20 protein-coding genes are annotated in these 23613 nt (G+C 55.5%); 10 read left to right on the top strand and 10 right to left on the bottom strand.

From position 1 onward, the window contains the following. The first annotated feature begins 15 nt into the window (after positions 1–15). From A6U95_RS03085 to A6U95_RS03070, 4 genes are all read left to right on the top strand, one after another. Positions 16–1284, top strand: coding sequence for an MFS transporter (locus A6U95_RS03085; protein WP_065683425.1), 1269 nt, complete (start codon positions 16–18; stop codon positions 1282–1284). An 81-nt stretch (positions 1285–1365) separates the two neighbouring features. Beyond that, on the top strand, positions 1366–2340 hold the full coding sequence (gene ghrB, locus A6U95_RS03080) for a glyoxylate/hydroxypyruvate reductase GhrB (protein ID WP_065683424.1): 975 nt from the start codon (positions 1366–1368) through the stop codon (positions 2338–2340). 166 nt (positions 2341–2506) lie between these two features. After that, positions 2507–4573 (top strand): alpha-amylase, encoded by a 2067-nt coding sequence (locus A6U95_RS03075; RefSeq protein ID WP_065683423.1) that lies wholly within the window; start codon positions 2507–2509, stop codon positions 4571–4573. A gap of 134 nt (positions 4574–4707) precedes the next feature. Beyond that, on the top strand, positions 4708–5958 hold the full coding sequence (locus A6U95_RS03070) for a valine--pyruvate transaminase (RefSeq protein WP_065683422.1): 1251 nt from the start codon (positions 4708–4710) through the stop codon (positions 5956–5958). Positions 5959–6017: 59 nt separating this feature from the next. On the opposite strand, the gene A6U95_RS03065 is transcribed toward A6U95_RS03070, so the two are convergent. The 3 genes from A6U95_RS03065 to ibpA form a co-directional block, all read right to left on the bottom strand. Beyond that, entirely contained in the window at positions 6018–7676 is a 1659-nt protein-coding gene (locus A6U95_RS03065; RefSeq protein ID WP_065683421.1) for a putative transporter, read from the bottom strand. A gap of 167 nt (positions 7677–7843) precedes the next feature. Next, positions 7844–8272, bottom strand: a complete 429-nt coding sequence (gene ibpB, locus A6U95_RS03060; RefSeq protein WP_024527352.1) for a small heat shock chaperone IbpB — start codon at positions 8270–8272, stop codon at positions 7844–7846. 69 nt (positions 8273–8341) lie between these two features. Then, the gene (gene ibpA / locus A6U95_RS03055; RefSeq protein WP_021181374.1) at positions 8342–8755 is read right to left on the bottom strand and encodes a small heat shock chaperone IbpA; all 414 of its coding nucleotides are present in this window, start codon (positions 8753–8755) and stop codon (positions 8342–8344) included. 306 nt (positions 8756–9061) lie between these two features. Here ibpA and A6U95_RS03050 point away from each other — a divergent pair, with 306 nt between their 5' ends. Then, positions 9062–9421, top strand: coding sequence for a YceK/YidQ family lipoprotein (locus A6U95_RS03050; protein WP_024527353.1), 360 nt, complete (start codon positions 9062–9064; stop codon positions 9419–9421). On the opposite strand, the gene A6U95_RS03045 is transcribed toward A6U95_RS03050, so the two are convergent. The 7 genes from A6U95_RS03045 to dnaA all read right to left on the bottom strand — a co-directional run bounded on the left by A6U95_RS03045 (position 9422) and on the right by dnaA (position 18983). Next, positions 9422–10702, bottom strand: coding sequence for a DUF3748 domain-containing protein (locus A6U95_RS03045; RefSeq protein WP_065683420.1), 1281 nt, complete (start codon positions 10700–10702; stop codon positions 9422–9424). 75 nt (positions 10703–10777) lie between these two features. Continuing rightward, entirely contained in the window at positions 10778–11494 is a 717-nt protein-coding gene (locus A6U95_RS03040) for a phosphatase PAP2 family protein (RefSeq protein ID WP_241810616.1), read from the bottom strand. 373 nt (positions 11495–11867) lie between these two features. Further along, on the bottom strand, positions 11868–12683 hold the full coding sequence (gene yidA / locus A6U95_RS03035) for a sugar-phosphatase (protein ID WP_065683418.1): 816 nt from the start codon (positions 12681–12683) through the stop codon (positions 11868–11870). A 125-nt stretch (positions 12684–12808) separates the two neighbouring features. Further along, positions 12809–15223, bottom strand: coding sequence for a DNA topoisomerase (ATP-hydrolyzing) subunit B (gyrB, locus tag A6U95_RS03030; protein WP_065683417.1), 2415 nt, complete (start codon positions 15221–15223; stop codon positions 12809–12811). A gap of 18 nt (positions 15224–15241) precedes the next feature. Next, on the bottom strand, positions 15242–16327 hold the full coding sequence (gene recF / locus A6U95_RS03025; protein ID WP_021181392.1) for a DNA replication/repair protein RecF: 1086 nt from the start codon (positions 16325–16327) through the stop codon (positions 15242–15244). Positions 16328–16482: 155 nt separating this feature from the next. Then, positions 16483–17583 (bottom strand): DNA polymerase III subunit beta, encoded by a 1101-nt coding sequence (dnaN, locus tag A6U95_RS03020; RefSeq protein ID WP_021181393.1) that lies wholly within the window; start codon positions 17581–17583, stop codon positions 16483–16485. 5 nt (positions 17584–17588) lie between these two features. Beyond that, a complete protein-coding gene (dnaA, locus tag A6U95_RS03015) occupies positions 17589–18983 on the bottom strand; it encodes a chromosomal replication initiator protein DnaA (protein ID WP_021181394.1) in 1395 nt (464 codons plus the stop codon). 684 nt (positions 18984–19667) lie between these two features. On the opposite strand from dnaA, the gene rpmH reads away from it, so the two are divergent. The 5 genes from rpmH (at position 19668) to mnmE (ending at position 23528) form a co-directional block, all read left to right on the top strand. Continuing rightward, a complete protein-coding gene (gene rpmH / locus A6U95_RS29510; RefSeq protein WP_004093983.1) occupies positions 19668–19808 on the top strand; it encodes a 50S ribosomal protein L34 in 141 nt (46 codons plus the stop codon). Positions 19809–19826: 18 nt separating this feature from the next. Beyond that, positions 19827–20186 (top strand): ribonuclease P protein component, encoded by a 360-nt coding sequence (gene rnpA / locus A6U95_RS03010; RefSeq protein ID WP_025123954.1) that lies wholly within the window; start codon positions 19827–19829, stop codon positions 20184–20186. Beyond that, positions 20150–20407, top strand: a complete 258-nt coding sequence (gene yidD / locus A6U95_RS29505) for a membrane protein insertion efficiency factor YidD (protein WP_025120915.1) — start codon at positions 20150–20152, stop codon at positions 20405–20407. The genes rnpA and yidD overlap by 37 nt, the downstream gene beginning before the upstream one ends. Before the next feature lie 2 nt (positions 20408–20409). Beyond that, positions 20410–22050 carry a membrane protein insertase YidC gene (gene yidC / locus A6U95_RS03005; RefSeq protein ID WP_024483314.1) on the top strand — a complete coding sequence of 547 codons (1641 nt, stop codon included), beginning with the start codon at positions 20410–20412 and terminating at the stop codon, positions 22048–22050. A gap of 113 nt (positions 22051–22163) precedes the next feature. Continuing rightward, a complete protein-coding gene (mnmE, locus tag A6U95_RS03000; protein WP_065683416.1) occupies positions 22164–23528 on the top strand; it encodes a tRNA uridine-5-carboxymethylaminomethyl(34) synthesis GTPase MnmE in 1365 nt (454 codons plus the stop codon). The last annotated feature ends 85 nt before the right edge of the window (positions 23529–23613 follow it).

The raw sequence follows: 23613 nt of genomic DNA, 5'->3' as shown, positions 1-23613 counted from the left end.
TGAAGGGTTCTGCACATGAATAAAGCAACTATTGCGGCCAAACGCTGGTGGTACATCATGCCCATCGTGTTTATCACCTACAGCCTGGCCTATCTGGACCGCGCCAATTTTAGCTTTGCCTCCGCCGCCGGGATTAATGACGATCTTGGCATCACCAAAGGGATGTCATCTCTGCTGGGTGCCCTGTTTTTCCTCGGCTATTTCTTCTTCCAAATTCCCGGTGCCATCTACGCCGAACGCCGCAGCGTCAAGAAGCTGATTTTCTGGTGTTTGATCCTGTGGGGCGGGTGCGCCTCGCTGACCGGCATGGTCAGCAATATCCCGATGCTGGCGGCGATCCGCTTTATCCTCGGTGTGGTGGAAGCTGCGGTAATGCCCGCGATGCTGATTTACATCAGCAACTGGTTTACCAAGTCTGAACGTTCCCGCGCCAACACCTTCCTGATCCTCGGCAATCCGGTCACGGTGTTGTGGATGTCGGTGGTTTCCGGCTATCTGATCCACGCCTTTGGCTGGCGTGAAATGTTTATCATCGAAGGGGTTCCAGCGGTGATCTGGGCATTCTGCTGGTGGGTACTGGTCAAAGACAAGCCGTCACAGGTCGGCTGGCTGAGCGATCAGGAAAAGCTGGCGTTGCAACAGCAACTGGCCGAGGAGCAGAAAGGCATCAAGGCGGTACGCAACTACGGCGAAGCCTTCCGCTCGCGCAACGTGATCCTGCTGTGCATGCAATATTTTGCCTGGAGCATCGGCGTGTATGGCTTTGTGCTGTGGCTACCTTCGATCCTGCGCAGCGGTATGCAGATGGGGATGGTTGAAGCGGGTTGGTTGTCATCAGTACCTTATCTGGCCGCCACCATTGCGATGATCGTGGTTTCCTGGGCATCGGACAAGATGCAGAACCGCAAGCTGTTTGTCTGGCCGCTGTTGCTGATCGGCGCGCTGGCCTTCTTCGCCTCCTACGCCATTGGCCCGAACCATTTCTGGATCTCCTATGGTCTGCTGGTGGTCGCCGGTGCGGCCATGTATGCGCCTTACGGTCCGTTTTTCGCCATCATTCCGGAGATGCTGCCAAGAAACGTCGCCGGGGGTGCCATGGCGTTGATTAACAGCATGGGCGCGCTGGGCTCCTTCTTCGGCTCCTGGTTTGTCGGCTACCTCAACGGGGCGACCGGCAGCCCGGCAGCCTCTTATATGTTTATGGCTATCGCGCTGCTGGCCTCGGTGGGGCTGACGCTGATCGTCAAGCCTGCACGTAACGAAGCTCAGCCACAGGTGGCCTAATCTTGCGAGTGAGGGGCTCAGCCCTTCACTCTCCTGCAATATGTTATGTTGAACGTCTCGTTCGCCAGATGGAGTTATTTGATGAAGCCTGCAATCGTGTTGTACAAAAGTATTCCTGCCGACCTGCGTGCCAAGCTGGACCAGCACTTTACCGTTCATGCCTTCGACGGTCTGCAACTGGACAACGCCGCCTTCGATCAGGCGCTACAACAGGCCGAAGGCATCCTCGGTTCCGGCGGCAAGATTGACGAAGCCTTTTTGCAACGCGCCCCCAAACTGCGTGCGGCATCCACCGTCTCCGTCGGTTACGACAACTTTGACGTCGCAGCGCTCAACGCCCACCGGGTGCTGTTGATGCATACCCCAACCGTCCTGACCGAAACCGTGGCCGATACCATTATGAGCCTGGTGCTGGCCACCGCACGCCGGGTGGTCGAGGTGGCCGAGCGGGTCAAGGCAGGGGAATGGCAAGGCAGCATCGGGCCTGACTGGTACGGCGTTGACGTGCATCATAAAACCATCGGCATCCTCGGCATGGGCCGCATCGGCCTGGCGCTGGCGCAACGTGCGCACTTCGGCTTTGGCATGCCGGTGCTGTACAACGCGCGCCGTACACATGAAGAAGCAGAGCAACGCTTCAATGCCCGCCGCTGCGATCTTGATACGCTGCTGGCCGAGTCGGACTTCCTGTGCATTACGCTGCCGCTCACCGAGCAAACCTTCCATCTGATTGGCCGCGAACAGCTGGCGAAGATGAAGCAGAGCGGAATTCTGATCAACGCAGGGCGTGGCCCGGTGGTGGATGAGCAAGCGCTGATTGAAGCCTTACAGGACGGCACCATTCACGCCGCTGGGTTGGATGTGTTCGAGCAAGAGCCGGTCGCGGTCGATTCGCCGCTGCTGAAAATGGCCAACGTGGTCGCGTTGCCGCATATCGGTTCCGCCACCCATGAGACTCGCTACGGCATGGCTGAGTGCGCCGTGGATAACCTGATTGCCGCCTTGACCGGTACGGTCACAGAAAACTGCGTTAACCCGCAGTTGCTGAAGAAATAAGTTTGACTGAATGAGACTGCTGTCCCCACTGTAAGGGTTGCCGGCAGTCTCCCCCTTCCCCCTCCGCCCCCAAATTCTTACCCTGGGATGAGGCGATTTTTTCTGCATAAAGCACACTGGGCTACCCTACGATAAAAACGCTTCCTGCCACGAGTAAGGAGAGCCTATGAAACGCCTGACCCTTCCCCTGCTGATGCTGCTGTCACCCGCAGCGCTGGCCAACTGGACGCTACAAAGCTTCCCGTCCTTCAGCGAAACTACCAGCGGTTTATTTACCAGCCAGGCAACCCTGGCCAAAGGCCAACTGCCGTTGCGGCTGTATCAGAACCAACAGTGCTGGCAGCCCAGCGACGCGGTTAAGCTGAACCAGACGTTGTCGCTGCAGCCCTGTAGCGATAGCGAGCCGGTCAGTTGGCGATTATTTCGCGATGGTGATTATCAGGCGCGGATCGATACCCGCAGCGGTACGCCTACCTTGCAGCTCAGCCTGAAGGCCGAACCGGAAAAAACCGTCGCCGCCGTGGCCCGTACCTGCCAACGCTGGGATGGCCAGCCGATCACGATCGCGGTGAAGGACACCTTTGCCGAAGGCGAAACGGTGCGTGATTTTTACTCCGGCCAGACCGCCACGGTGGTTCAGGGCCAGGTCACCCTGCAACCGGCGGCCAACAGCGGGGGGCTGCTATTGCTGGAATCAGCCAATACGCCGCCACAGGCGGCTTTCGACTGGCACAACGCCACGGTCTATTTTGTGCTGACCGATCGCTTTGAAAACGGCAACCCGGCCAACGATCACAGCTATGGCCGCCACGGCGATGGCATGCAGGAGATCGGCACCTTCCACGGCGGCGACCTCGCCGGGTTGACGAAAAAGCTGGATTATCTGCAACAACTGGGGGTCAACGCCCTGTGGATCAGTTCCCCGTTGGAGCAGATCCACGGCTGGGTAGGCGGCGGTACCAAAGGGGATTTCCCACATTATGCCTATCACGGTTACTACCATCAGGACTGGACCAAGCTCGATGCCAATATGGGCAACGAGCAGGATCTGCGTAATCTGGTGGAGCAAGCACATCAGCGGGGGATCCGCATCCTGTTTGACGTGGTGGTCAATCACGTCGGCTATGCCACGCTGGCCGATATGCAGCAGTTTCAGTTCGGCTCGCTGTACCTGAAGGGTGATGAAGCCGCAAAAACCCTCGGCAAAAACTGGGGCGATTGGCAACCTGGGCCTGGCCAGAGCTGGCACAGCTTTAACGACTACATCAACTTCAGCGATAAAGCAGGCTGGAGCCAATGGTGGGGGAAAAACTGGATCCGCACCGATATCGGCGATTACGACTCACCGGGCTTTGACGACCTGACCATGTCACTGGCTTTCCTTCCGGACATCAAAACTGAAGCGCCCGGAGCCAGCGGCCTACCGCTGTTCTTCCGCCATAAACCTGATACCGCCGCACGCGAAATCCCAGGAGCCACCACCCGCGATTATCTGACGGTCTGGCTCAGCCAATGGGTGCGTGACTATGGCATTGACGGTTTCCGCGTTGATACCGCCAAACACGTCGATAAACCCACGCTGGACCTGCTAAAGCAACGAGCCACCGAGGCACTGGCAGAGTGGAAAGCGGCCAACCCCAAGCAGGCGCTGGATAACGCACCGTTCTGGATGACCGGTGAAGCCTGGGGCCACGGGGTGATGAAAAGCGACTATTACCAGCACGGCTTCGATGCGATGATCAACTTCGATTTTCAGGATCAGGCCTCGCAGGCGCTGGGCTGCTTCTCCAATATCGATGCCACCTATCAGCAGATGGCGGACAAGCTGCAGGGTTTCAACGTGCTGAGCTATATTTCCTCGCACGACACTCGCCTGTTCTTCGCCAGCGATGCCAAAGGTGCGTTGCCTTTGCAGCAACGAGCGGCAGACCTACTGTTATTGGCCCCGGGCGCGGTACAGATTTATTACGGTGATGAGAGTGGCCGGCCGTTTGGCCCTACTGGCTCCGATCCTTTACAAGGCACACGCTCGGATATGAACTGGGGTGAATTGCAAGGAGCCAAAGCGCCGTTGTTGGCACATTGGCAGCGGCTAGGCCAGTTCCGCGAGCGCCACCCGGCAATCGGTGCCGGTACGCAGCAATCCCAGCAAACGCCTCATTACTATGCCTTTAGTCGCCAGCATGGGGGGGATAAAGTGATGGTGGTGTGGGCTGGCGATCGGTCACAATAATTCAGCGCGTTATGCTGTAAAAACCCCGCCGAGCAACATCTATGCCCGGCGGGTAAGATGTCAGCCGCATTGCACCCGCTTTTATCTGGCGGTATGGTGGGCGTCTACCCGCTTACAACCATATTGCAGCAGCTATGAATTTTTCACTTTTCGGCGACAAATTTACCCGTTACGCGGGCATCACCCGCTTGATGGACGATCTCAATGAAGGCCTGCGCACGCCAGGTGCCATCATGCTCGGCGGCGGTAACCCGGCGCACATCCCAGAGATGGACAACTACTTCAAACAGCTGTGCCAGGAGATGCTCGATCAGGGCAAGCTGACCGAGGCACTGTGCAACTACGACGGCCCACAAGGCAAAGACGCCCTGCTGAAAGCGCTGGCCACCATGCTGCAAGAAGAGCTTGGCTGGCAGATCGAACCACAGAATATTGCACTGACAAATGGCAGCCAGAGCGCGTTTTTCTACTTGTTTAACCTGTTTGCTGGCCGCTACGCCGACGGCACCCGCCGCCGCGTGCTGTTCCCGCTGGCACCAGAATATATTGGCTATGCCGATTCCGGGTTGGATGAAGGGCTGTTTGTCTCTGCCAAACCCAATATCGAACTGCTGCCAGATGGCCAGTTCAAGTATCACGTCGATTTTGAGCATCTGAACATCGGTGACGACATCGGCATGATCTGCGTATCGCGCCCCACCAACCCGACCGGCAACGTGATCACCGACGAAGAGCTGATGAAGCTCGATCTGTTGGCGCAGCAGCGTGATATCCCACTGGTGATCGATAACGCTTACGGCGTGCCGTTCCCCGGTATTATTTTCAGCGAAGCCACGCCGCTGTGGAACCCGAACATCATCCTGTGCATGAGCTTGTCCAAGCTGGGCCTGCCTGGCTCACGCTGTGGCATCGTGATTGCCGACGAGAAGGTCATTACCGCACTGACCAATATGAACGGCATCATCAGCCTGTCCCCAGGCAGCATCGGCCCGGCGCTGGCCACGGAGATGATTGAGCGTGGTGATCTGTTGCGTTTATCCAACGAGGTGATCCGCCCGTTCTACAAGCAACGTGTCGAGCAGACCATCGGCATTATTCGCCGTTACCTGTCGCCAGAGCGCTGCCTGATCCATAAACCGGAAGGGGCTATCTTCCTCTGGCTGTGGTTCAAGGATCTGCCCATCACCACCGAGCTGCTGTATCAACGGCTGAAAAAGCGTGGCGTATTGATGGTGCCAGGCCACTACTTCTTCCCGGGGCTGGAGCATGAATGGCCGCATACGCATCAATGTATGCGCATGAACTATGTACCTAATCCGGAAGATATTGAGCGTGGCGTGATGATCCTGGCCGAAGAAGTTGAGCGCGCACACCAGGAAGCGTAATCGGTTGAGATTTTGTCAGCAGTATATTGGGGCTCCGCAAGCGGAGCCCCTTTTGCTGGCTACATCGCCCAGAACAGCACCGCCAGCAGCTGCGGTGACATGATGCGCAGGAACATTGCCAGCGGGTAGACCGTGGCATAAGAGAGCGCCGCAGCGCCGCTGGTAGGGTGCAGGCCGTTGGCAAAGGCCAGCGCCGGTGGATCGGTCATTGAACCAGCCAGCATGCCGGAGAGCGTCAGGTAGTTCATCTTACCCACCACCCGAGCCAAAATACCCACGCTAATCAGCGGGATCGAGGTGATTAACGCACCGTAACCGACCCATGCCAACCCATCGCCATGCAGCAGGGTATCAATAAAGTTCCCACCAGACTTCAGGCCAACCACGGCCAGGAACAGTACGATCCCCAGTTCGCGCAGCGCCAGGTTGGCACTGGGCGGCATAAACCAGTACAGCTTGCCGATGCTGCCGATACGCCCCAGGATCAGGGCCACCACCAGCGGACCACCGGCCAACCCCAACCGCAACGCCGCCGGGAAACCGGGGATAAACAGCGGGATAGATCCCAACAGCACCCCAAGGCCAATACCAATAAAGACCGGCAGCATCTGCACCTGTTGCAGCTTCTGCTGGGCGTTACCCACAATCGCCGCCACCGCCTCGATAGATTCTGGCCGCCCCACCAGGTTGAGGATATCCCCGAACTGCAGCGTAACATTGCTGCCTGCCACCAGCTCGACCCCGGCACGGTTAAGGCGCGAGACCACCACTTCATATTTTTGCTTCAACTCCAGATCGCGGATTTTTTTACCCAGCACCTTTTCGTTGGTCACGACCGCACGAACCACTTGCAGTGAAGTCCCCCGGGTGGAGAGCGAAACGTCGACCTCCTCGCCAATCACCAGCCGGGCATTTTCCAGCTTTTCGCGCTTGCCGACCAGGTGCAGGAAATCCCCCAGTTCCAGCGTCTCATGCGGGGCAGGCACCATCAGTAAATCGCCGCGCTTGAGGCGCGAACAGATGATGTCATCGCTGTTGAGCAGCGGCACATTCTTGATAGCCATGCCTTGCAGATTGGGGTTACGCACCGCCACGTTCATGGTCTGCAACAGTTCGCGATTACTCCCCAGGCTATCTTCAAACTCCTGCGCTTCCTTATCGATATTGATGCGAAAGAACAGCCTGATCAGCCACATCACCAGCAGAATGCCGCAGATACCGAACGGATAGGCCATCGCATAGCCCATCCCCATGCGGTTAACCAGCGCCGGATCGGAACCCAGATCGGTGAGTATCTGCTGCCCAGCACCGAGCGCCGGGGTGTTGGTAACCGCACCGGAGAACACGCCGAGAATGATCGGCAACGGCACGGCAAACAGCTTATGGACAATCGCCGCTACCACGCCGCCTACCAGCACCAGCAGAATGGCGAAGCCATTGAGTTTGAGGCCGGAAACGCGCAGGGACGAGAAGAAACCAGGACCAACCTGGATACCGATGGTGTAAACAAACAGGATCAGACCGAACTCCTGAATAAAGTGCAGCATGTCGCCGTTGAGAGTGATCTGGTAAGTCTGTGCAAAGTGTCCGACGATGATGCCGCCGAACAAGACGCCGCCTATCCCTAAACCCACGCCATACACTTTCCAGTTGCCAATCCATAACCCGAGAATAGCCACCAACGCCAACATGCTGACGGTCAGGGCGATATCACTCATACGTCACATCCTTACCATAAGTTTAACAATCGGTATGCGATTAAATGCCTGCAATTAATAGGGATTCTGACATAAGGCGTAGGGGGGTAATGTGGGGTATGCCACAGAATGCAACGGGGGAGGCCCGAATGGACCTCCCCCGCAAGTTTTTGTTTTTTTTCAGCCGGTTATTTGGCTTCCAGCCCCGGAGTGCTGCCGATGCTGATGCGTTGTGGCTGCAAGGCTTCCGGCACGTGACGTACCAGATCGATGTGCAGCAGGCCGTTTTCAAATTTGGCTTCGGCCACCTGCAGGTGTTCTGCCAGGGTAAAGGTCAGGGTGAACTCTTTGCACACCAGCCCCTGATGCAGATACTCCACCTGTTTTTCCGGCGGTGTGGGGTTGCCACGCACGGTCAGGCGCGGGCCTTCCACTTCAATATCCAGTTCGCTCTGTTTGAACCCGGCTAACGCCAGGGAAATGCGATAGTGGTTGTCGTCGCTTTTCTCAATGTTATATGGCGGGAACCCTTGTGGCTCCTGGCCGCCCATTGAACTGGCCAGCTTGTCAAAACCGATCCATTGACGCAGAAGTGGGGATAAATCGTAGTTACGCATAGTATAAACTCCTTCAAAGAAGCGAGATTCAAAGTTTGCCCCCTAACGGCAGGCACGGTGATACAACAATTACTTAATTTCGATCCGACGCGGCTTTAATGTTTCCGGCACGATACGTTCCAGATCGATATACAGCAGGCCGTTTTCCAGTTTGGCGCCTCTAATTTGAATATGCTCGGCCAGCTGGAATTTGCGTTCAAAATTACGCTCGGCAATGCCTTGATATAAATAGGTTCTCTCAGCAGGTTCGTTGGTGTGGGCCCCGCGCACAATCAACAGATTGTCTTGCGTGGTGATCTCCAGTTCCTGCTCGGCAAACCCGGCCACCGCGATGGCAATGCGGTAATGATTTTCATCAACCAGCTCAACGTTGTACGGCGGATAACCACCGTTACCCTGGCTTTGGCCAGCCTCAAGGGCGTTGAACAGGCGATCAAAACCGATCGCGGAACGGTACAGCGGGGAAAGATCAAAGTTGCGCATAAAACAGCCTCCTAAGGCACTTCAGCGAGGTTGATAATGAAGCCTTCCATCATGGACAGGCTATAAGGCTTGAATTCCCTTACGGCAAATTCTTAATTTGGCCTTGTAAAGAAGATGGGGTTTGCTTTCCACATTTCAACTGGTGATGATGAAATAATTGCCAATGGAAACGGCGAAAATTTGTTTATCACATACACTCAAAGTGAGATAGCCGCCACAGTGCGGAACGTTGCATCTTTCAATGCTTTGGCTGGATGTTATAAATCAGCAAATTTCAGGGGATGTGTGCCCCCTCAGGATGGACGAATGAAACCAATAAAAAAAATGATAGCGACCGGTTGCCTGCTGCTGACCACTAACGGTTGCTCCAGCGTAGCCAGCCATACCGGGGCCGACCAGGGTTATTACTCCGGTACGCGCGCCAATGTCGATATGATGAAGAGCGAAGATACCAGTTGGGCCATGATGCCCCTGCTGGCGATCGACCTGCCCCTGTCGGCGGCGATGGATACCATTTTGCTGCCTTACGACTACCTGCGCTCAGGCAGCGATAAAGCGGCAGCCTCACCCAAAGCCCGTATCCAGCATGATGAAGAACGAAATCTGGCTGTCAGCGGCAATCCAGGCCAGGGCATGGCAACCTCGCCAGCACCGGCCGGGCCGTAGTTAAACCGCCACCACAAAAATCTGGTTAAATCCGGCGACTTCACGCATAAAGGCCACCTGTTTGCCGTCCGGTGAAAACACCACGGCGTCCCCCAGTGGTGGCTGCGCAGTCCGCTTGGTCAGGCGCTGCAGATTGCCATTGGCGATATCGCACAGCATCACGCTGTTATCACACACCAGCGCAATCTTGCCCCCCTGCGGATGCCAACTAAAGGCCGACTGAATGCTGTGATCCGCTTGTGTCACCTGATTCGCCTCCCCGCCATTTGGGGAAATAGTCCACAGTTGCACAATGCCCCGATCGTCCTGCATCAGGAAGGCGATGGCGCTGCCGTCTGGCGAACTCCGCAACCAATGGCGTGGCGTGGTGGCAACCCCAGGATATTTGCGTTGGCCGGTATAGGTTAACCGCCGTTGTTGTACCCCCAACGGGGGGGCAGGTAAGGTTGTTGCCGTTCCCTGCAAGGGAGCATCTCCGGCTTTGGCATAGTCGGCATCGTTTTCCGGCAAATCCACTACAAACACTTCCGGCAGTTTTTCCCCCTGCTGCGAGAGGGTGTCGCCGATAAACGCCAACGCCCAACGCTGGCGGCTGCCATCGGGTTTGCTATAGCCTTGCAGGCCAATCCAGCCCTCTTCGTAAGCCCGATTGATTTGATCGCTGCCCGGCTGCGGGGTTGGCGTGGTTGCGCTAACCAGTACACAGTAATGGCTACCGTCGTATTCACGCGGGTGCTGCTTGGGCGGATTGACCCCTTGCAGCGGCACCGCTATGCCGACATTGCGCAAATCCAGTGCCGGATCGAGTTCATGCATCACATGGTCGTTATAGGTGAAGCTCAAGCGGCTGGCATCTGGGCTGAATACATGCACGTGGGTACCGCCACGCAGCGCACCAGGGGTATAGGGGGCAGTAATGTCCAGGGCGTCGAGGGTGATCGCCAATTCACGATCCGGTTCGCTGACGATCACGCCACGGCGATGGTGGAAGTCATAATGCCAGTGGCTGTCCGGGTGTTCCGGCCCATGGATAAACACATAACGCGCTGGCGCATCCGGGCTCACCGTTACCACGCCGACATGGGCTCCATGCTGCGCCCGATAAACCACCTCCACCTGACCGCTGGCAACGTTCACCCGTTCAATACTCAGCCCGGTAAAGGATGCGCCGCTTGGCCGTACGTCATACGCCAGCCATTGGCTGCACGGCGTCCAGACGTTAATGTTGGTGAGCTGATGACCTCGTGGATCAAAAGTCAGCTGTCGTTCCTGATGGTTCATGGCGGCTCCTGTATACCGGCTGGCATAGAACCGCCATAGTACCCGATCGACCTGCCTGTTTCACACCACCCAGGTTTAAGGGGCCTTTGCTAATCGCAGATATTCAGCCTTGGCTTTTTGTAACTGGTCGACAAACGCTGGCTCGGCGTGTAAACGTGCCACAATGGCGGCTCCCACCAGGCGCCCGGCGGTAACGTCACTCTGCCAATGATAGCCGCAGATCACGCGGCTTTGCCCCATCTCATAACCCCGTTTGAGGATCTCCCCTTGGCGAGCAGGATTGATCTCCGTCAGCACGAGTGCGGTAGCCCAACCGATACTCGTATGGCCAGAAGGGTAGGAGCCGTTGGTTGATAGCACACTTTCTTCTTCCGGGCGGCAGGTCGCCTGATGATAAAAAGCAAAAGGCCGTGTCCGCATATAATGATCCTTGGCGCTGCGGGTCGCCAAATCACCGGTATCCTCGCGCATTTTCGTTACCAGACGATATAACTCTGGCGTTTTCTTGCGTGTTATTTCCATGCCGAAAGCGCTGAAAAATGCCAGTGGTATGCCATCGCCGTAAATCTGCGCATCATTATAAGCTTGCTTGCCTCTTGGCGTATCCCTCAGCAACTTACCGGCGTCATACTGAGCCTTGTCATTGAGAAAATCGATACTGTCAACGGCCGGTGGCGGAGGCAGTAAGGAGAGGCTATCAATAGACTGCGCTTCCTTAAGATAGTAGAAATCCGGTATCGTCGTCACGTCTCTGGCAGCAAAGGATAATTGCGCAAAGGCAATATAACCCATTAATATAATTAAAATTTTCTTCATGTTATCTCCTAACAATACTTATTGGTTATTTTACAATATAATGAATAACCGAATTAATGCATGTGGTGACAAATAACCATATCGAAATTTAAAATACAATGAAAAACACAGATCGCAAAAATAAATTTTATTTATACGATTTAAATTAATGCAATTAATTAACGGGAACACTTATATTAATAAAGCATGTTTTCACTGGAAATATTATTTTATGGGCAAGTTAGTTATTTCGGTACAGAAATAATACCTGTAGGCCGTCAGCCATTAGGCGTTAATACACGATTTACGTGGAAGCAGCTTAGTTAACGCCGTTAGTTTTATTAGCCCCCATAGAGGGGGCTGGCAAGCATTAAACGTTCAGCACAAACTTCTCGATCGCCAGTGCGACGCCGTCTTCGGTATTGGTGCCGGTCACGTGCTGGGCAATTTCCTTTAATTCTGGAATAGCATTGCCCATCGCTACGCCCATCCCGGCATACTCGATCATCGCGGTATCATTAGCCTGATCGCCTAACGCCATCACGTTTTCCTGCTTGATACCCAAATGTTCGGCCAGCATTCTGACGCCCGCGCCCTTATCCACATTCTTATGCAGGATCTCCAGGAAGTAAGGGGCGCTTTTCATGATGGTGTAGCGATCCCAGGCCTCTGAAGGCAAGCGGGCTATCGCATCGTCCAGTAAGGCAGGCTCATCAATCATCATCACCTTCGGGAAACGCATAGTGCGATCCATCTCTTCCACGCTGCGGTATTTCAGCGGGATACCGGTCATTTGGGATTCATGGACGGTATATTTGCCAATGTCTTTATTCGGCGTGTAGAGGGTATCGAAATCAAATGCCTGGTAATGAACGCCGAACTCCCGTGCCAACTGCTCAAAATAGAGATAATCGTCAAAGCCGAGGGTTTCTTGCAACACACAGGCCCCGTCTGTCGCCTTCAGCACCAGGGCACCGTTATAGGTGATGCAGAAATCGCCCTCACCCTGAATATCCAACTGACGCAGATAGTCCTGCACGCCAACATAAGGCCGCCCGGTAGCCAGCACCACATGCACGCCTTTAGCGCGCGCGGCGGTCAGCGCCTGCTTTACCGCTGGCGTAATCTGGTGCTGCGGATTGAGCAGCGTACCGTCCATATCAATTGCAATCAGTTCAATAGCCATTCGAGTGTCTCCCAGTGGTTTTTTCTCATGCTAACGCGTTTCAGCTTGCCTTGTTAGTGCTAAAAACGGCATAAAAAAATCCGCGCGGGCGAACCGGCGCGGATTTTTAATAGCCAAATAAGGCGTTAGATATCGATATTCGCCGCTTTCAGGGCGTTTTCTTCGATAAAGGCACGGCGTGGTTCAACCGCATCGCCCATCAGGGTGGTGAACAGCTGATCTGCCGCAATAGCGTCTTTCACCGCTACGCGCAGCATACGCCGCTGATCGGGATCCATGGTGGTTTCCCACAGCTGGTCCGGGTTCATTTCGCCCAACCCTTTATAGCGCTGGATCGACAGGCCACGGCGCGACTCTTTCACCAGCCACTCCAACGCCTGTTCGAAGCTGTCTACCGGCTGGCGACGTTCGCCACGTTCGATATAGGCATCTTCTTCCAGCAGGCCACGCAGTTTTTCGCCCAACGCACAAAGCCTGCGGTATTCACCACCGCGGATAAATTCAAAGTCCAGCGGGTAGTCGGTATCCACACCATGGGTGCGGATACGCAGCACCGGTTCGAACATCTGGCGCTCACGGTTTTCAACCAGCACCGAGCTGTAGCTGCTGCCGTGCTGCTCGTTATCGTTGAGCAATTTCACCAGCGATTCGATCCAGTTTTCCACCTTGGCGCGGTCGCCCAGATCTTCTTCGTTCAAGGTTGGCTGGTAGATCAGGTTGTTCAGCAACGCGCGTGGATAGCGGCGTTCCATCCGGCCAATCTGTTTCTGTACGGCGTAATGTTCAGCCACCAGCTTCTCTAACGGCTCACCCGCCAAGGCTGGTGCAGAACCGTTGGTGTGCAGGGTCGCGCCGTCTAGGGCGATGGAAATCTGATACTGATCCATCGCTTCGTCGTCTTTGATGTACTGCTCCTGCTTGCCTTTTTTCACCTTGTACAACGGCGGCTGGGCAATATACACATGGCCACGCTCGATGATTTCCGGCATCTGACGATAGAAGAAGGTCAACAGCAGCGTACGGATGTGCGAGCCGTCGACGTCGGCATCGGTCATGATAATGATGCTGTGATAACGCAGTTTGTCCGGGTTGTATTCGTCACGGCCAATGCCGCAGCCCAGCGCGGTGATCAGCGTGGCAACTTCCTGTGAGGACAGCATCTTGTCGAAGCGGGCTTTCTCAACGTTGAGGATTTTCCCTTTCAGCGGCAAGATCGCCTGGTTCTTACGGTTACGGCCCTGCTTGGCTGAGCCGCCCGCGGAGTCCCCTTCCACCAGGTAGAGTTCGGACAACGCCGGGTCACGTTCCTGACAGTCCGCCAGTTTGCCTGGCAAGCCAGCCAAATCCAGCGCGCCTTTACGGCGGGTCATTTCACGCGCTTTACGCGCCGCTTCACGAGCACGGGCCGCATCGATGATTTTACCAACCACGATCTTGGCGTCCGCTGGGTTTTCCATCAGGTAATCCACCAGCTTCTCGTTCATCAGCGATTCGACCGCCGTTTTCACTTCCGAAGACACCAGCTTGTCTTTGGTCTGGGAAGAGAATTTAGGATCGGGCACTTTCACCGACACCACGGCAATCAGACCTTCACGCGCATCGTCACCGGTGGCGCTGATTTTGGACTTCTTGCTGTAGCCTTCTTTATCCATGTAGGTGTTCAGGGTACGGGTCATCGCGGCACGGAAGCCGGCCAGGTGAGTCCCCCCATCACGCTGCGGGATGTTGTTGGTGAAGCAGTAGATATTTTCCTGGAAACCATCGTTCCACTGCAGCGCCACTTCCACACCGATATCGTCTTTCACGGTTGAGAAGTAGAACACCGTTGGGTGGATCGGAGTCTTGTTCTTGTTCAGGTATTCCACAAACGCACGGATACCACCTTCGTAATGGAAGTGGTCTTCTCTGTCGTTGCGTTTGTCTTTCAGGCGAATAGAAACGCCCGAGTTGAGGAACGACAGTTCACGCAGGCGCTTGGCCAGGATGTCGTACTCAAACTCGATGTTATTGGTAAAGGTCTGGAAGCTCGGCCAGAAGCGCAGGGTAGTACCTGTCTGGTCGGTTTCACCGACGACTTTCAGCGGGGCCTGTGGTTCGCCATGCTTGTAGGTTTGCTCATGGACCTTGCCTTCGCGGCGGATCACCAGTTCCAGCTTTTCTGACAGGGCGTTAACAACCGAAACGCCTACGCCGTGCAGACCGCCGGATACCTTATAGGAGTTGTCGTCAAACTTACCGCCGGCGTGCAGTACGGTCATGATGACCTGTGCCGCAGACACCCCTTCCTCTTCGTGGATACCGGTTGGGATACCACGGCCATCATCCTGCACCGAGACGGAGTTGTCGGCGTGGATCGTCACCTGAATGTCGCTACAGTGGCCAGCGAGTGCTTCGTCGATAGCGTTGTCCACGACCTCGAATACCATGTGGTGCAGACCGGTGCCGTCATCAGTATCACCGATATACATGCCCGGACGCTTACGTACCGCATCCAGCCCTTTTAATACCTTGATACTTGAGGAGTCATAAGAATTCGACATCAACGTTTCTCGCTCATTTTAGTCCTGTGGTTGAACCTCTATTTTACCTTGTTCCACGCGGAACATCTTGCCCTTTTCACCCATCATGTCGGTTACTTGTTCAGCGCTTACCGCACTGACAAAAACCTGAGCCTGGGTGGCTTTCAGGCGATCGGCCAGCAACCGGCGACGGCCGGTGTCCAGCTCGGAGGCAAAATCATCAATCAGATACAGGCAACGCCGCCCGCTCTGGCGGGTGAGAAACTCACCCTGCGCCAAGCGCAATGCGCACATCAGCAGTTTAAGCTGACCGCGCGATAACAAATCCTCTACCGGCGTGCCTTCAGCACGAATGCGGAAGTCCGCTTTATGCGGCCCCACCGCGGTATAGGTTAACGCCCTGTCGCGCTCAAACTGGCGCTCCAGCAGCTCTCCGTAGTCGCTCTCTTTGTCCCAGCCACGCTGGAAAGAGAAACTCAGGGCAAATTCGGGCAAAAACTGCGCGCAGGTCGCGGTGATATCCGCGGCAATTGCATCGCTGTAAGCTGCCCGCCACTCACTGATACGCTCGGCCAACGGGATCAGTTCCTGATCCCAGGCGCGGATCTGCGCATAGCGATTGACCTGGCGCAGCGCGGCATTGCGCTGCTTCAGTAACCTTTTCAGGTTGCTCCAGGCGGTGAAAAAACCGGGTTCATTGTGAAAACAACCCCAGTCCAGGAAGGCACGCCGATACTTCGGCCCGCCATTAAGCAGGGTAAAACCTTCGGGGGTGATCAACTGCATGGGCAGTAGCTGTGCCAGCTCTGCCACCTTATGGCCATCACTGCCATCGATGCGCACTTTGCTGTCACCCTGACGGCTTTTACTCAGTCCTACCGATAATTCGCGCCCGCTGCCTTCGATCCGGCCATGCAACACAAACTCCGGCTGATCGTGGCGGATCACTCGCCCGGCCTGCAGGCTGCGAAACGCGCGCCCATGGCCAAGGGTATACACCGCCTCCAGCACGCTGGTCTTGCCACTGCCGTTGGCCCCCACCAGGAAGTTAAACCCCGGCGCAGGCGCCAGATCGGCAGCTTCGATATTGCGGAAATCTTTAATCAGTAAGCGCGTCAGAGCCATACTGTAGTTGTCTTCATCATCTAACAATCCAGGGCGTTATCGTCGCAGATCATTTGCGTGCGGCCAGTGCACAGCAACCGCAGCGTACTTAAAGTACGTGAGGATTGCGGGCACTGCCCAATCGCAAAGGGGCCAGTAAGATAGCCCGATAATTTCTACAGTCGCATTGGCATGACGACGTAGGCGGCAGACTTACTGGCACCGTCTTCGATCTGCACGCTGGAAACGGAATCGGTCAGCAGCAGACGCACATCTTCACACTTGAGCGCGTTCAGCACGTCCAGCACATAGCTGACGTTGAAACCAATTTCCATCTCGGTGCCATCATAGCTGACATCAAGGATCTCTTCCGCCTCTTCCTGTTCCGGGTTGTTGGCGGTGATCTTGAGCTGGTTCTGGCTGACGTACAGGCGCACACCGCGGAATTTTTCGTTCGACAGAATGGCCGCACGGGCAAACGCCTGCTTGAGCAGGTCACAGCCCGCCTCCAGCGTTTTGTCCGGATTTTTCGGCAATACGCGGCGATAATCAGGGAAACGGCCATCAACCAGCTTGGAGGTGAAGATAAAGTCACCGACGTGAGCGCGGATGTTGTTGCTGCCAATCTGCACCCGTAGCGGCGTATCACCACCGTCCAGCAAGCGGACCAGTTCCATCACCCCTTTACGCGGCACGATCACCGAATGGGTGGGCAACTGCTGGCCAATCGGCATCGAACACACCGCCAGGCGGTGGCCGTCGGTAGCCACGGTACGCAGCTCTTCCCCTTCGGTTTCAAACAGCATACCGTTCAGGTAATAGCGCACATCCTGATGAGCCATCGAAAACTGGGTGGCTTCGATCAGGCGCTTTAACGTCGCCTGCGGCAAGGTGAACTCCACCTCGCTCTGCCAATCATCCAGATTCGGGAAGTCTATCGCCGGCAGCGTGGACAGCGAGAAACGGCTGCGGCCAGAACGCACCAGCATACGGTCGCCTTCGAGGATCACCGTAATCTCAGCCCCTTCCGGCAGGCCACGGCAGATATCAAAGAATTTACGCGCGGGGACGGTCGTCGCGCCCGCTTCATGGGGCTGAGACAGGGCAACGCGGGCCACCATCTCCATCTCCAGATCGGTACCTGTCAGCAACAGGGAACCTTCCGTCACCTGCAGCAGCAGGTTACCCAGAATTGGCAGCGTCGGGCGGCCACCCAGTGGGCTGCTCACCTGTTGCAGCGGTTTTAGCAGATGCTCACGTTCAACGATAAATTTCATATGGGCTATGACGACAATGTTCTGATTAAATTGGAGAAATCTTCTTTGATGTCGTGACTTTCCTCACGCAGCTGCTCAATCTTCCGGCAGGCGTGCAACACCGTAGTATGGTCGCGGCCACCAAACGCATCGCCGATTTCTGGCAGGCTGTGGTTGGTGAGCTCTTTTGCCAATGCCATCGCCATCTGGCGCGGGCGGGCAACCGAGCGCGAACGCCGTTTAGACAGCAGGTCCGCGATTTTGATTTTGTAGTACTCGGCCACCGTCTTCTGGATATTGTCGATGGTGACCAGTTTTTCCTGCAACGCCAGCAGATCCCGCAGCGCTTCACGCACGAAATCGATGGTGATGGCGCGGCCAGTAAAGTTGGCGTTGGCGATCACCCGGTTCAGCGCCCCTTCGAGCTCACGCACGTTGGAACGCAGGCGTTTGGCGATAAAGAACGCCACTTCGCCCGGCAGACGGATATCGTTCTCGTCGGCCTTTTTCATCAGGATCGCGACGCGGGTTTCCAGCTCCGGCGGCTCGATCGCCACCGTCAGGCCCCAGCCGAAGCGGGATTTCAAACGATCTTCCACCCCGTTGATCTCTTTTGGATAGCGATCCGAGGTCAGGATGATCTGTTGATTACCTTCCAACAGGGCGTTAAAGGTATGGAAGAACTCTTCCTGTGAACGCTCTTTGTTGGCAAAGAATTGAATATCATCGATCAGCAACGCATCCACCGAGCGGTAGTAGCGTTTGAATTCTTCAATGGCGTTATTTTGCAGCGCCTTAACCATGTCCTGCACAAAGCGTTCCGAGTGCATATACACCACTTTGGCATTGGCCTTACGCGCCATGATGCCGTTACCTACCGCATGCAACAGGTGCGTTTTACCCAGGCCGGTACCGCCATACAGGAACAGTGGGTTATAAGCGCCCCCCGGATTGTCTGCCACCTGCCGCGCCGCAGCACGAGCCAGCTGGTTAGACTTACCCTCAACGAAGTTATCGAAGGTGTGCTTGGGGTTGACGTTGGAACGATAGGACAGCTCAGGCGGCGGTGCTGCATTGTCCCAGCTTGGACGGGACGGTGCAGCCGTGCGCACCACAGGGGCGACCGGAGCACTGTTGACGCTAGCCATCACGGGCTGGCTGAGGGTTTGTGTCAGTGGCTTGCTGCCCACCTCAAAACGCAACAGCGGCGCATCCGTACCGCAGAAATCATTCAACAGGCCATTGATATTGTTTAAGTACTTATCGCGAACCCAATCCAGCACAAAACGATTGGGCGCATACAGCGCCAGGGTATTGTCACTCAGTTCCGCCTGCAATGGGCGTATCCACATACTAAATTCTGTGGCAGGTAACTCATCCTGCAATCGGGCAAGACACTGCTGCCAAAGCGAAAGTGACACGGCGGACTCCACTCGAACAAGATCAATAAAAAGAAAAGAATCAGGCTACTTTTTTATAACTCATGATTTTTGACACACGCCCGGTATTGGCTGAAAAACCTGTAGGGTATGCGAACCGCCTTTCACGGTTTATGCCCTTAACGATCCTGTTTTGGGATCGCGATCGGAATGACGGATCATAGCGCAATCTGCGCAAGAGATCCTCCCCTTCATCACAGATTAGATCCATTTTATCCACAGCCCGTGAAGAGTGGCCAGTTTTTAATCAACGCGGGATCGACACCGATGAGATCTGAGCCTGTGGGGCCGGGTTTTAGCGCCTTTCACAGGTTATACCTGGTTATCCACGCGGATCCTTGCAGAAAACACGCAGGATCGTACGGAGATCCTTGTGATTTACCCCCGAGTCCGTATAATCTTCGCCCACGTGTGATACCTGGTTCCTTAATGGTGAGTCATTTAGCCAAGACAGGATTCTGCGGTGACCACGGGCCAACACCGGATTTTACTCCGAATTGGCAGACAACCAGGTAGGCTAGCGCGATGTGAATTGACTCAGGACTGTACAATTATTACAATCCCGCCTCTTTATGTATTGCGATTGAGGCGTCGGTCATCTTCACGCCGAGTAGCCAAACGCATTTGACTTATCAGTATTTCATTTAAGTTTAGGTAGAAATCGCTATGAAACGCACTTTCCAACCGTCCGTACTGAAGCGTAACCGTAGCCACGGTTTCCGTGCTCGTATGGCCACCAAGAATGGTCGTCAAGTTCTGGCCCGCCGTCGTGCGAAAGGCCGTACTCGTCTGACTGTTTCTAAGTAATAAAAGCTAACCCGCTGAGTGGTTAAGCTCGCTTTTCCTAGGGAGTTACGTTTGTTAACTCCCACTCATTTCACTTTCGTCTTCCAGCAGCCACAACGGGCTGGCACGCCGCAAATCACCATCCTCGGCCGCCTGAACCAGCTGGGGCATCCCCGCATCGGTCTTACCGTCGCCAAAAAACACGTCAAACGCGCGCATGAACGCAACCGGATCAAACGCCTAACCCGCGAAAGCTTCCGTTTACTTCAGCACGAGCTACCGGCGATGGATTTTGTGGTGGTGGCCAAAAAAGGGATAGCGGATTTGGATAATCGTGCACTGACGGAAGCTTTGGAAAAATTATGGCGTCGCCACTGTCGCCAGGCTCCCGCATCCTGATCGGGCTGGTTCGGGCGTATCAGCTCGTGCTCAGCCCGCTGCTTGGGCCACGTTGTCGCTTCCAGCCGACATGTTCTCATTACGCAATTGAGGCATTACGCAGGTTTGGCATGTTAAAAGGCAGTTGGTTGACATTGAAACGCGTATTAAAATGCCACCCTTTGAACCCAGGTGGCGATGATCCCGTGCCGCCGAAAACCGACGATAACAGAGAACACTAACGATGGATTCGCAACGCAATCTTCTCCTCATCGCTCTGCTGTTCGTGTCTTTCATGATCTGGCAGGCCTGGCAAGTGGACAACGCTCCGCAACCAGTAGCCACCCAGACCACGCAACAGACTGCGAACCCAGCAACCGGTGATGCCGCAAGTTCAGCTGTACCAGGCAGTGGCCAGGGTAAACTGATCACCGTTAACACTGACGTGCTGTCGCTGACCATCAATACCCGTGGTGGCGATATCGAGCAGGCTAAACTGTTGGCCTACCCGGATACCCTGGGTTCATCGACTCCATTTACGCTGCTGGAATCCACCCCGTCATTCGTCTACCAGGCACAAAGCGGCCTGACGGGCAGAGACGGCCCGGATAACCCGGCAAACGGCGAGCGTCCTCTGTTTGAGGCGGCGCAGGATACCTTCACGCTGGCAGATGGCCAGGATGAACTGCGTATTCCGCTGACCTTTACCGGCAAAGACGGTTCGGTCTTCACCAAGACCTTTGTGCTCAAGCGTAACCATTATGCCGTTGGCGTGGACTACTCCATCGTCAACAAAAGCGCGACTCCGCTGGAACTGACCCTGTTTGGCCAGTTGAAGCAGACCACCGACTTGCCTAAGCATCGTGACACCGGCAGCAACAACTTTGCGCTGCATACCTTCCGTGGTGCGGCTTACTCTTCCAGTGAAGACAAATACCAAAAGTATGCGTTCGACAAGGATGAGAATCTGAACGTCACCACCCAGGGCGGCTGGATTGCGATGTTGCAACAGTACTTCGCCACCGCGTGGGTGCCGCAGACTCAGGGCGTCAACACTTTCTATACCTCTAAGCCAGGTACCAACCTGTCTGCCATCGGCTTTAAAGCTGAGCCAGTGATTGTACAGCCAGGCGCTGAGAAGCAGCTGAATGCGACCCTGTGGGTTGGCCCGGAGCTGCAAGATCAGATGGCCCAACTGGCACCGCATCTGGATCTGACCGTTGACTACGGCTGGCTGTGGTTCATCTCCCAACCGCTGTTCAAACTGCTGAAGTTCATTCACAGTTTCATCGGCAACTGGGGCTTCTCGATCATCATCATCACCTTCATCGTGCGCGGCATCATGTACCCGCTGACCAAAGCGCAGTACACCTCGATGGCCAAAATGCGCATGCTGCAGCCAAAACTGCAGGCGATGCGTGAACGTATCGGTGATGACAAGCAGCGTATGAGCCAGGAAATGATGGCGCTGTACAAAGCTGAGAAGGTGAACCCGTTAGGGGGTTGCTTGCCGCTGGTTATCCAGATGCCAATCTTCCTGGCCTTGTACTACATGCTGATGGGCTCGGTTGAGCTGCGTCATGCGCCGTTCATCTGGTGGATCCATGACCTGTCGGCGCAAGACCCGTACTACATCCTGCCGGTGCTGATGGGTGTGACCATGTACTTCATCCAGAAGATGTCACCAACCACCGTGACTGACCCGATGCAGCAGAAAATCATGACCTTTATGCCGGTGATCTTCACAGTGTTCTTCCTGTGGTTCCCGTCTGGTCTGGTGCTGTACTATATCGTCAGTAACCTGGTGACCATCGTCCAGCAGCAGCTGATTTACCGCGGGCTGGAAAAACGTGGTCTGCACAGCCGCGACAAGAAGAAAGTCTAGTCTTGTTTTAGGCAACATCCGTAGGGGCCAGTGCCCCTACGACACCAGCCACGTTGCCAGTAGAGGCGGTCATTAGACCGCCTTTTTGCATATTGTCAGAGAGATAAACCGCTATGAACACCACCGATACCATCGCTGCTCTTGCTACTCCGCCCGGACGCGGCGGTGTCGGCATCCTGCGCATTTCAGGCCGCGGAGCCAAGGACGTTGCCCTGGCGGTACTCGGTAAACTGCCCAAGCCGCGTTGTGCCGATTATCTGCCGTTCCGTGACGCCGAAGGCAACACGCTGGATCAGGGGATTGCACTGTGGTTCCCCGGCCCCAATTCCTTTACCGGTGAAGACGTGCTGGAACTACAGGGCCACGGTGGGCCGGTGATCCTCGATCTGCTGCTCAAACGCGTGTTGGCGCTGCCAGACGTGCGGATTGCCCGCCCTGGGGAGTTCTCGGAGCGCGCTTTCCTCAATGACAAGCTGGATCTGGCCCAGGCCGAAGCCATTGCCGATCTGATCGATGCCAGTTCCGAACAGGCAGCCCGTTCAGCCATGAACTCGCTGCAAGGCGCTTTTTCCATCCGTATTCATCAGCTTGTGGAAACGCTCACTCACCTGCGCATTTATGTAGAAGCGGCGATCGACTTCCCGGATGAGGAGATCGACTTCCTTTCGGACGGCAAAATCGAAGCTCAGCTGAACGGCGTGATGGCCGATTTGGACGGCGTACGGGCCGAGGCGCGTCAAGGCAGCCTGCTGCGTGAAGGGATGAAGGTAGTGATCGCCGGGCGGCCCAACGCAGGCAAATCGAGCCTGCTTAATGAGTTGGCAGGGCGTGAAGCGGCCATCGTCACCGACATTGCAGGTACCACGCGCGATGTGTTGCGTGAACATATTCATATCGATGGCATGCCACTACACATTATCGATACCGCCGGGCTGCGGGAAGCCAGCGACGAAGTTGAGCGTATCGGCATCGAACGTGCCTGGAACGAGATCGAACAGGCGGATCGCGTGCTGTTTATGGTGGATGGCACCACCACCGACGCCACCGAACCCGCCGAGATCTGGCCAGAATTTATGGCGCGCCTGCCAAGTACCTTGCCAATCACCGTCGTGCGCAACAAGGCCGACATTACCGGCGAGACATTGGGCCTGAGCGAAGTAAATGGTCACTCACTAATTCGCCTGTCGGCGCGTACCGGCGAGGGGATCGACCTGCTGCGTGACCATCTGAAGCAGAGTATGGGTTTCACCAGCAATATGGAGGGCGGTTTCTTGGCCCGCCGCCGTCACTTGCAGGCACTGGAGCAGGCGGCACAGCATCTGGTGCAGGGTAAAGAACAGTTAGTGAGCGCTTACGCGGGGGAATTGCTGGCCGAAGAACTGCGGTTGGCACAGCAAGCATTGAGCGAAATCACCGGGGAGTTTACCTCCGATGACCTGCTCGGGCGCATCTTCTCCAGCTTCTGTATTGGTAAGTAACCCAACGTTCAGATACACGACCTCTTCAGTATCCAAAGCCAATCATTAACTCACTGTTAATGCTTGGCTTTATTTTTACACCCGC

Source organism: Serratia sp. 14-2641 (assembly GCF_001692375.1).
Lineage (GTDB): Bacteria > Pseudomonadota > Gammaproteobacteria > Enterobacterales > Enterobacteriaceae > Chania > Chania fonticola_C.
Note: the sequence above shows the minus strand (reverse complement) of the source record. Positions and strands in the feature narration are given on the sequence as shown.

Bases quoted from the DNA above. Each gene is read 5' to 3' on its own strand.
- recF (WP_021181392.1), bottom strand. From the start codon at position 16,327: ATGGCTCTGACGCGCTTACTGATTAAAGATTTCCGCAATATCGAAGCT.
- yidA (WP_065683418.1), bottom strand. From the start codon at position 12,683: ATGGCTATTGAACTGATTGCAATTGATATGGACGGTACGCTGCTCAAT.
- A6U95_RS03085 (WP_065683425.1), top strand. From the start codon at position 16: ATGAATAAAGCAACTATTGCGGCCAAACGCTGGTGGTACATCATGCCC.
- A6U95_RS03075 (WP_065683423.1), top strand. From the start codon at position 2,507: ATGAAACGCCTGACCCTTCCCCTGCTGATGCTGCTGTCACCCGCAGCG.
- A6U95_RS03050 (WP_024527353.1), top strand. From the start codon at position 9,062: ATGAAACCAATAAAAAAAATGATAGCGACCGGTTGCCTGCTGCTGACC.
- ibpA (WP_021181374.1), bottom strand. From the start codon at position 8,755: ATGCGCAACTTTGATCTTTCCCCGCTGTACCGTTCCGCGATCGGTTTT.
- yidD (WP_025120915.1), top strand. From the start codon at position 20,150: ATGGCGTCGCCACTGTCGCCAGGCTCCCGCATCCTGATCGGGCTGGTT.
- ibpB (WP_024527352.1), bottom strand. From the start codon at position 8,272: ATGCGTAACTACGATTTATCCCCACTTCTGCGTCAATGGATCGGTTTT.
- yidC (WP_024483314.1), top strand. From the start codon at position 20,410: ATGGATTCGCAACGCAATCTTCTCCTCATCGCTCTGCTGTTCGTGTCT.
- ghrB (WP_065683424.1), top strand. From the start codon at position 1,366: ATGAAGCCTGCAATCGTGTTGTACAAAAGTATTCCTGCCGACCTGCGT.
- gyrB (WP_065683417.1), bottom strand. From the start codon at position 15,223: ATGTCGAATTCTTATGACTCCTCAAGTATCAAGGTATTAAAAGGGCTG.
- A6U95_RS03045 (WP_065683420.1), bottom strand. From the start codon at position 10,702: ATGAACCATCAGGAACGACAGCTGACTTTTGATCCACGAGGTCATCAG.
- rpmH (WP_004093983.1), top strand. From the start codon at position 19,668: ATGAAACGCACTTTCCAACCGTCCGTACTGAAGCGTAACCGTAGCCAC.
- A6U95_RS03065 (WP_065683421.1), bottom strand. From the start codon at position 7,676: ATGAGTGATATCGCCCTGACCGTCAGCATGTTGGCGTTGGTGGCTATT.
- mnmE (WP_065683416.1), top strand. From the start codon at position 22,164: ATGAACACCACCGATACCATCGCTGCTCTTGCTACTCCGCCCGGACGC.
- A6U95_RS03040 (WP_241810616.1), bottom strand. From the start codon at position 11,494: ATGGGTTATATTGCCTTTGCGCAATTATCCTTTGCTGCCAGAGACGTG.
- A6U95_RS03070 (WP_065683422.1), top strand. From the start codon at position 4,708: ATGAATTTTTCACTTTTCGGCGACAAATTTACCCGTTACGCGGGCATC.
- dnaN (WP_021181393.1), bottom strand. From the start codon at position 17,583: ATGAAATTTATCGTTGAACGTGAGCATCTGCTAAAACCGCTGCAACAG.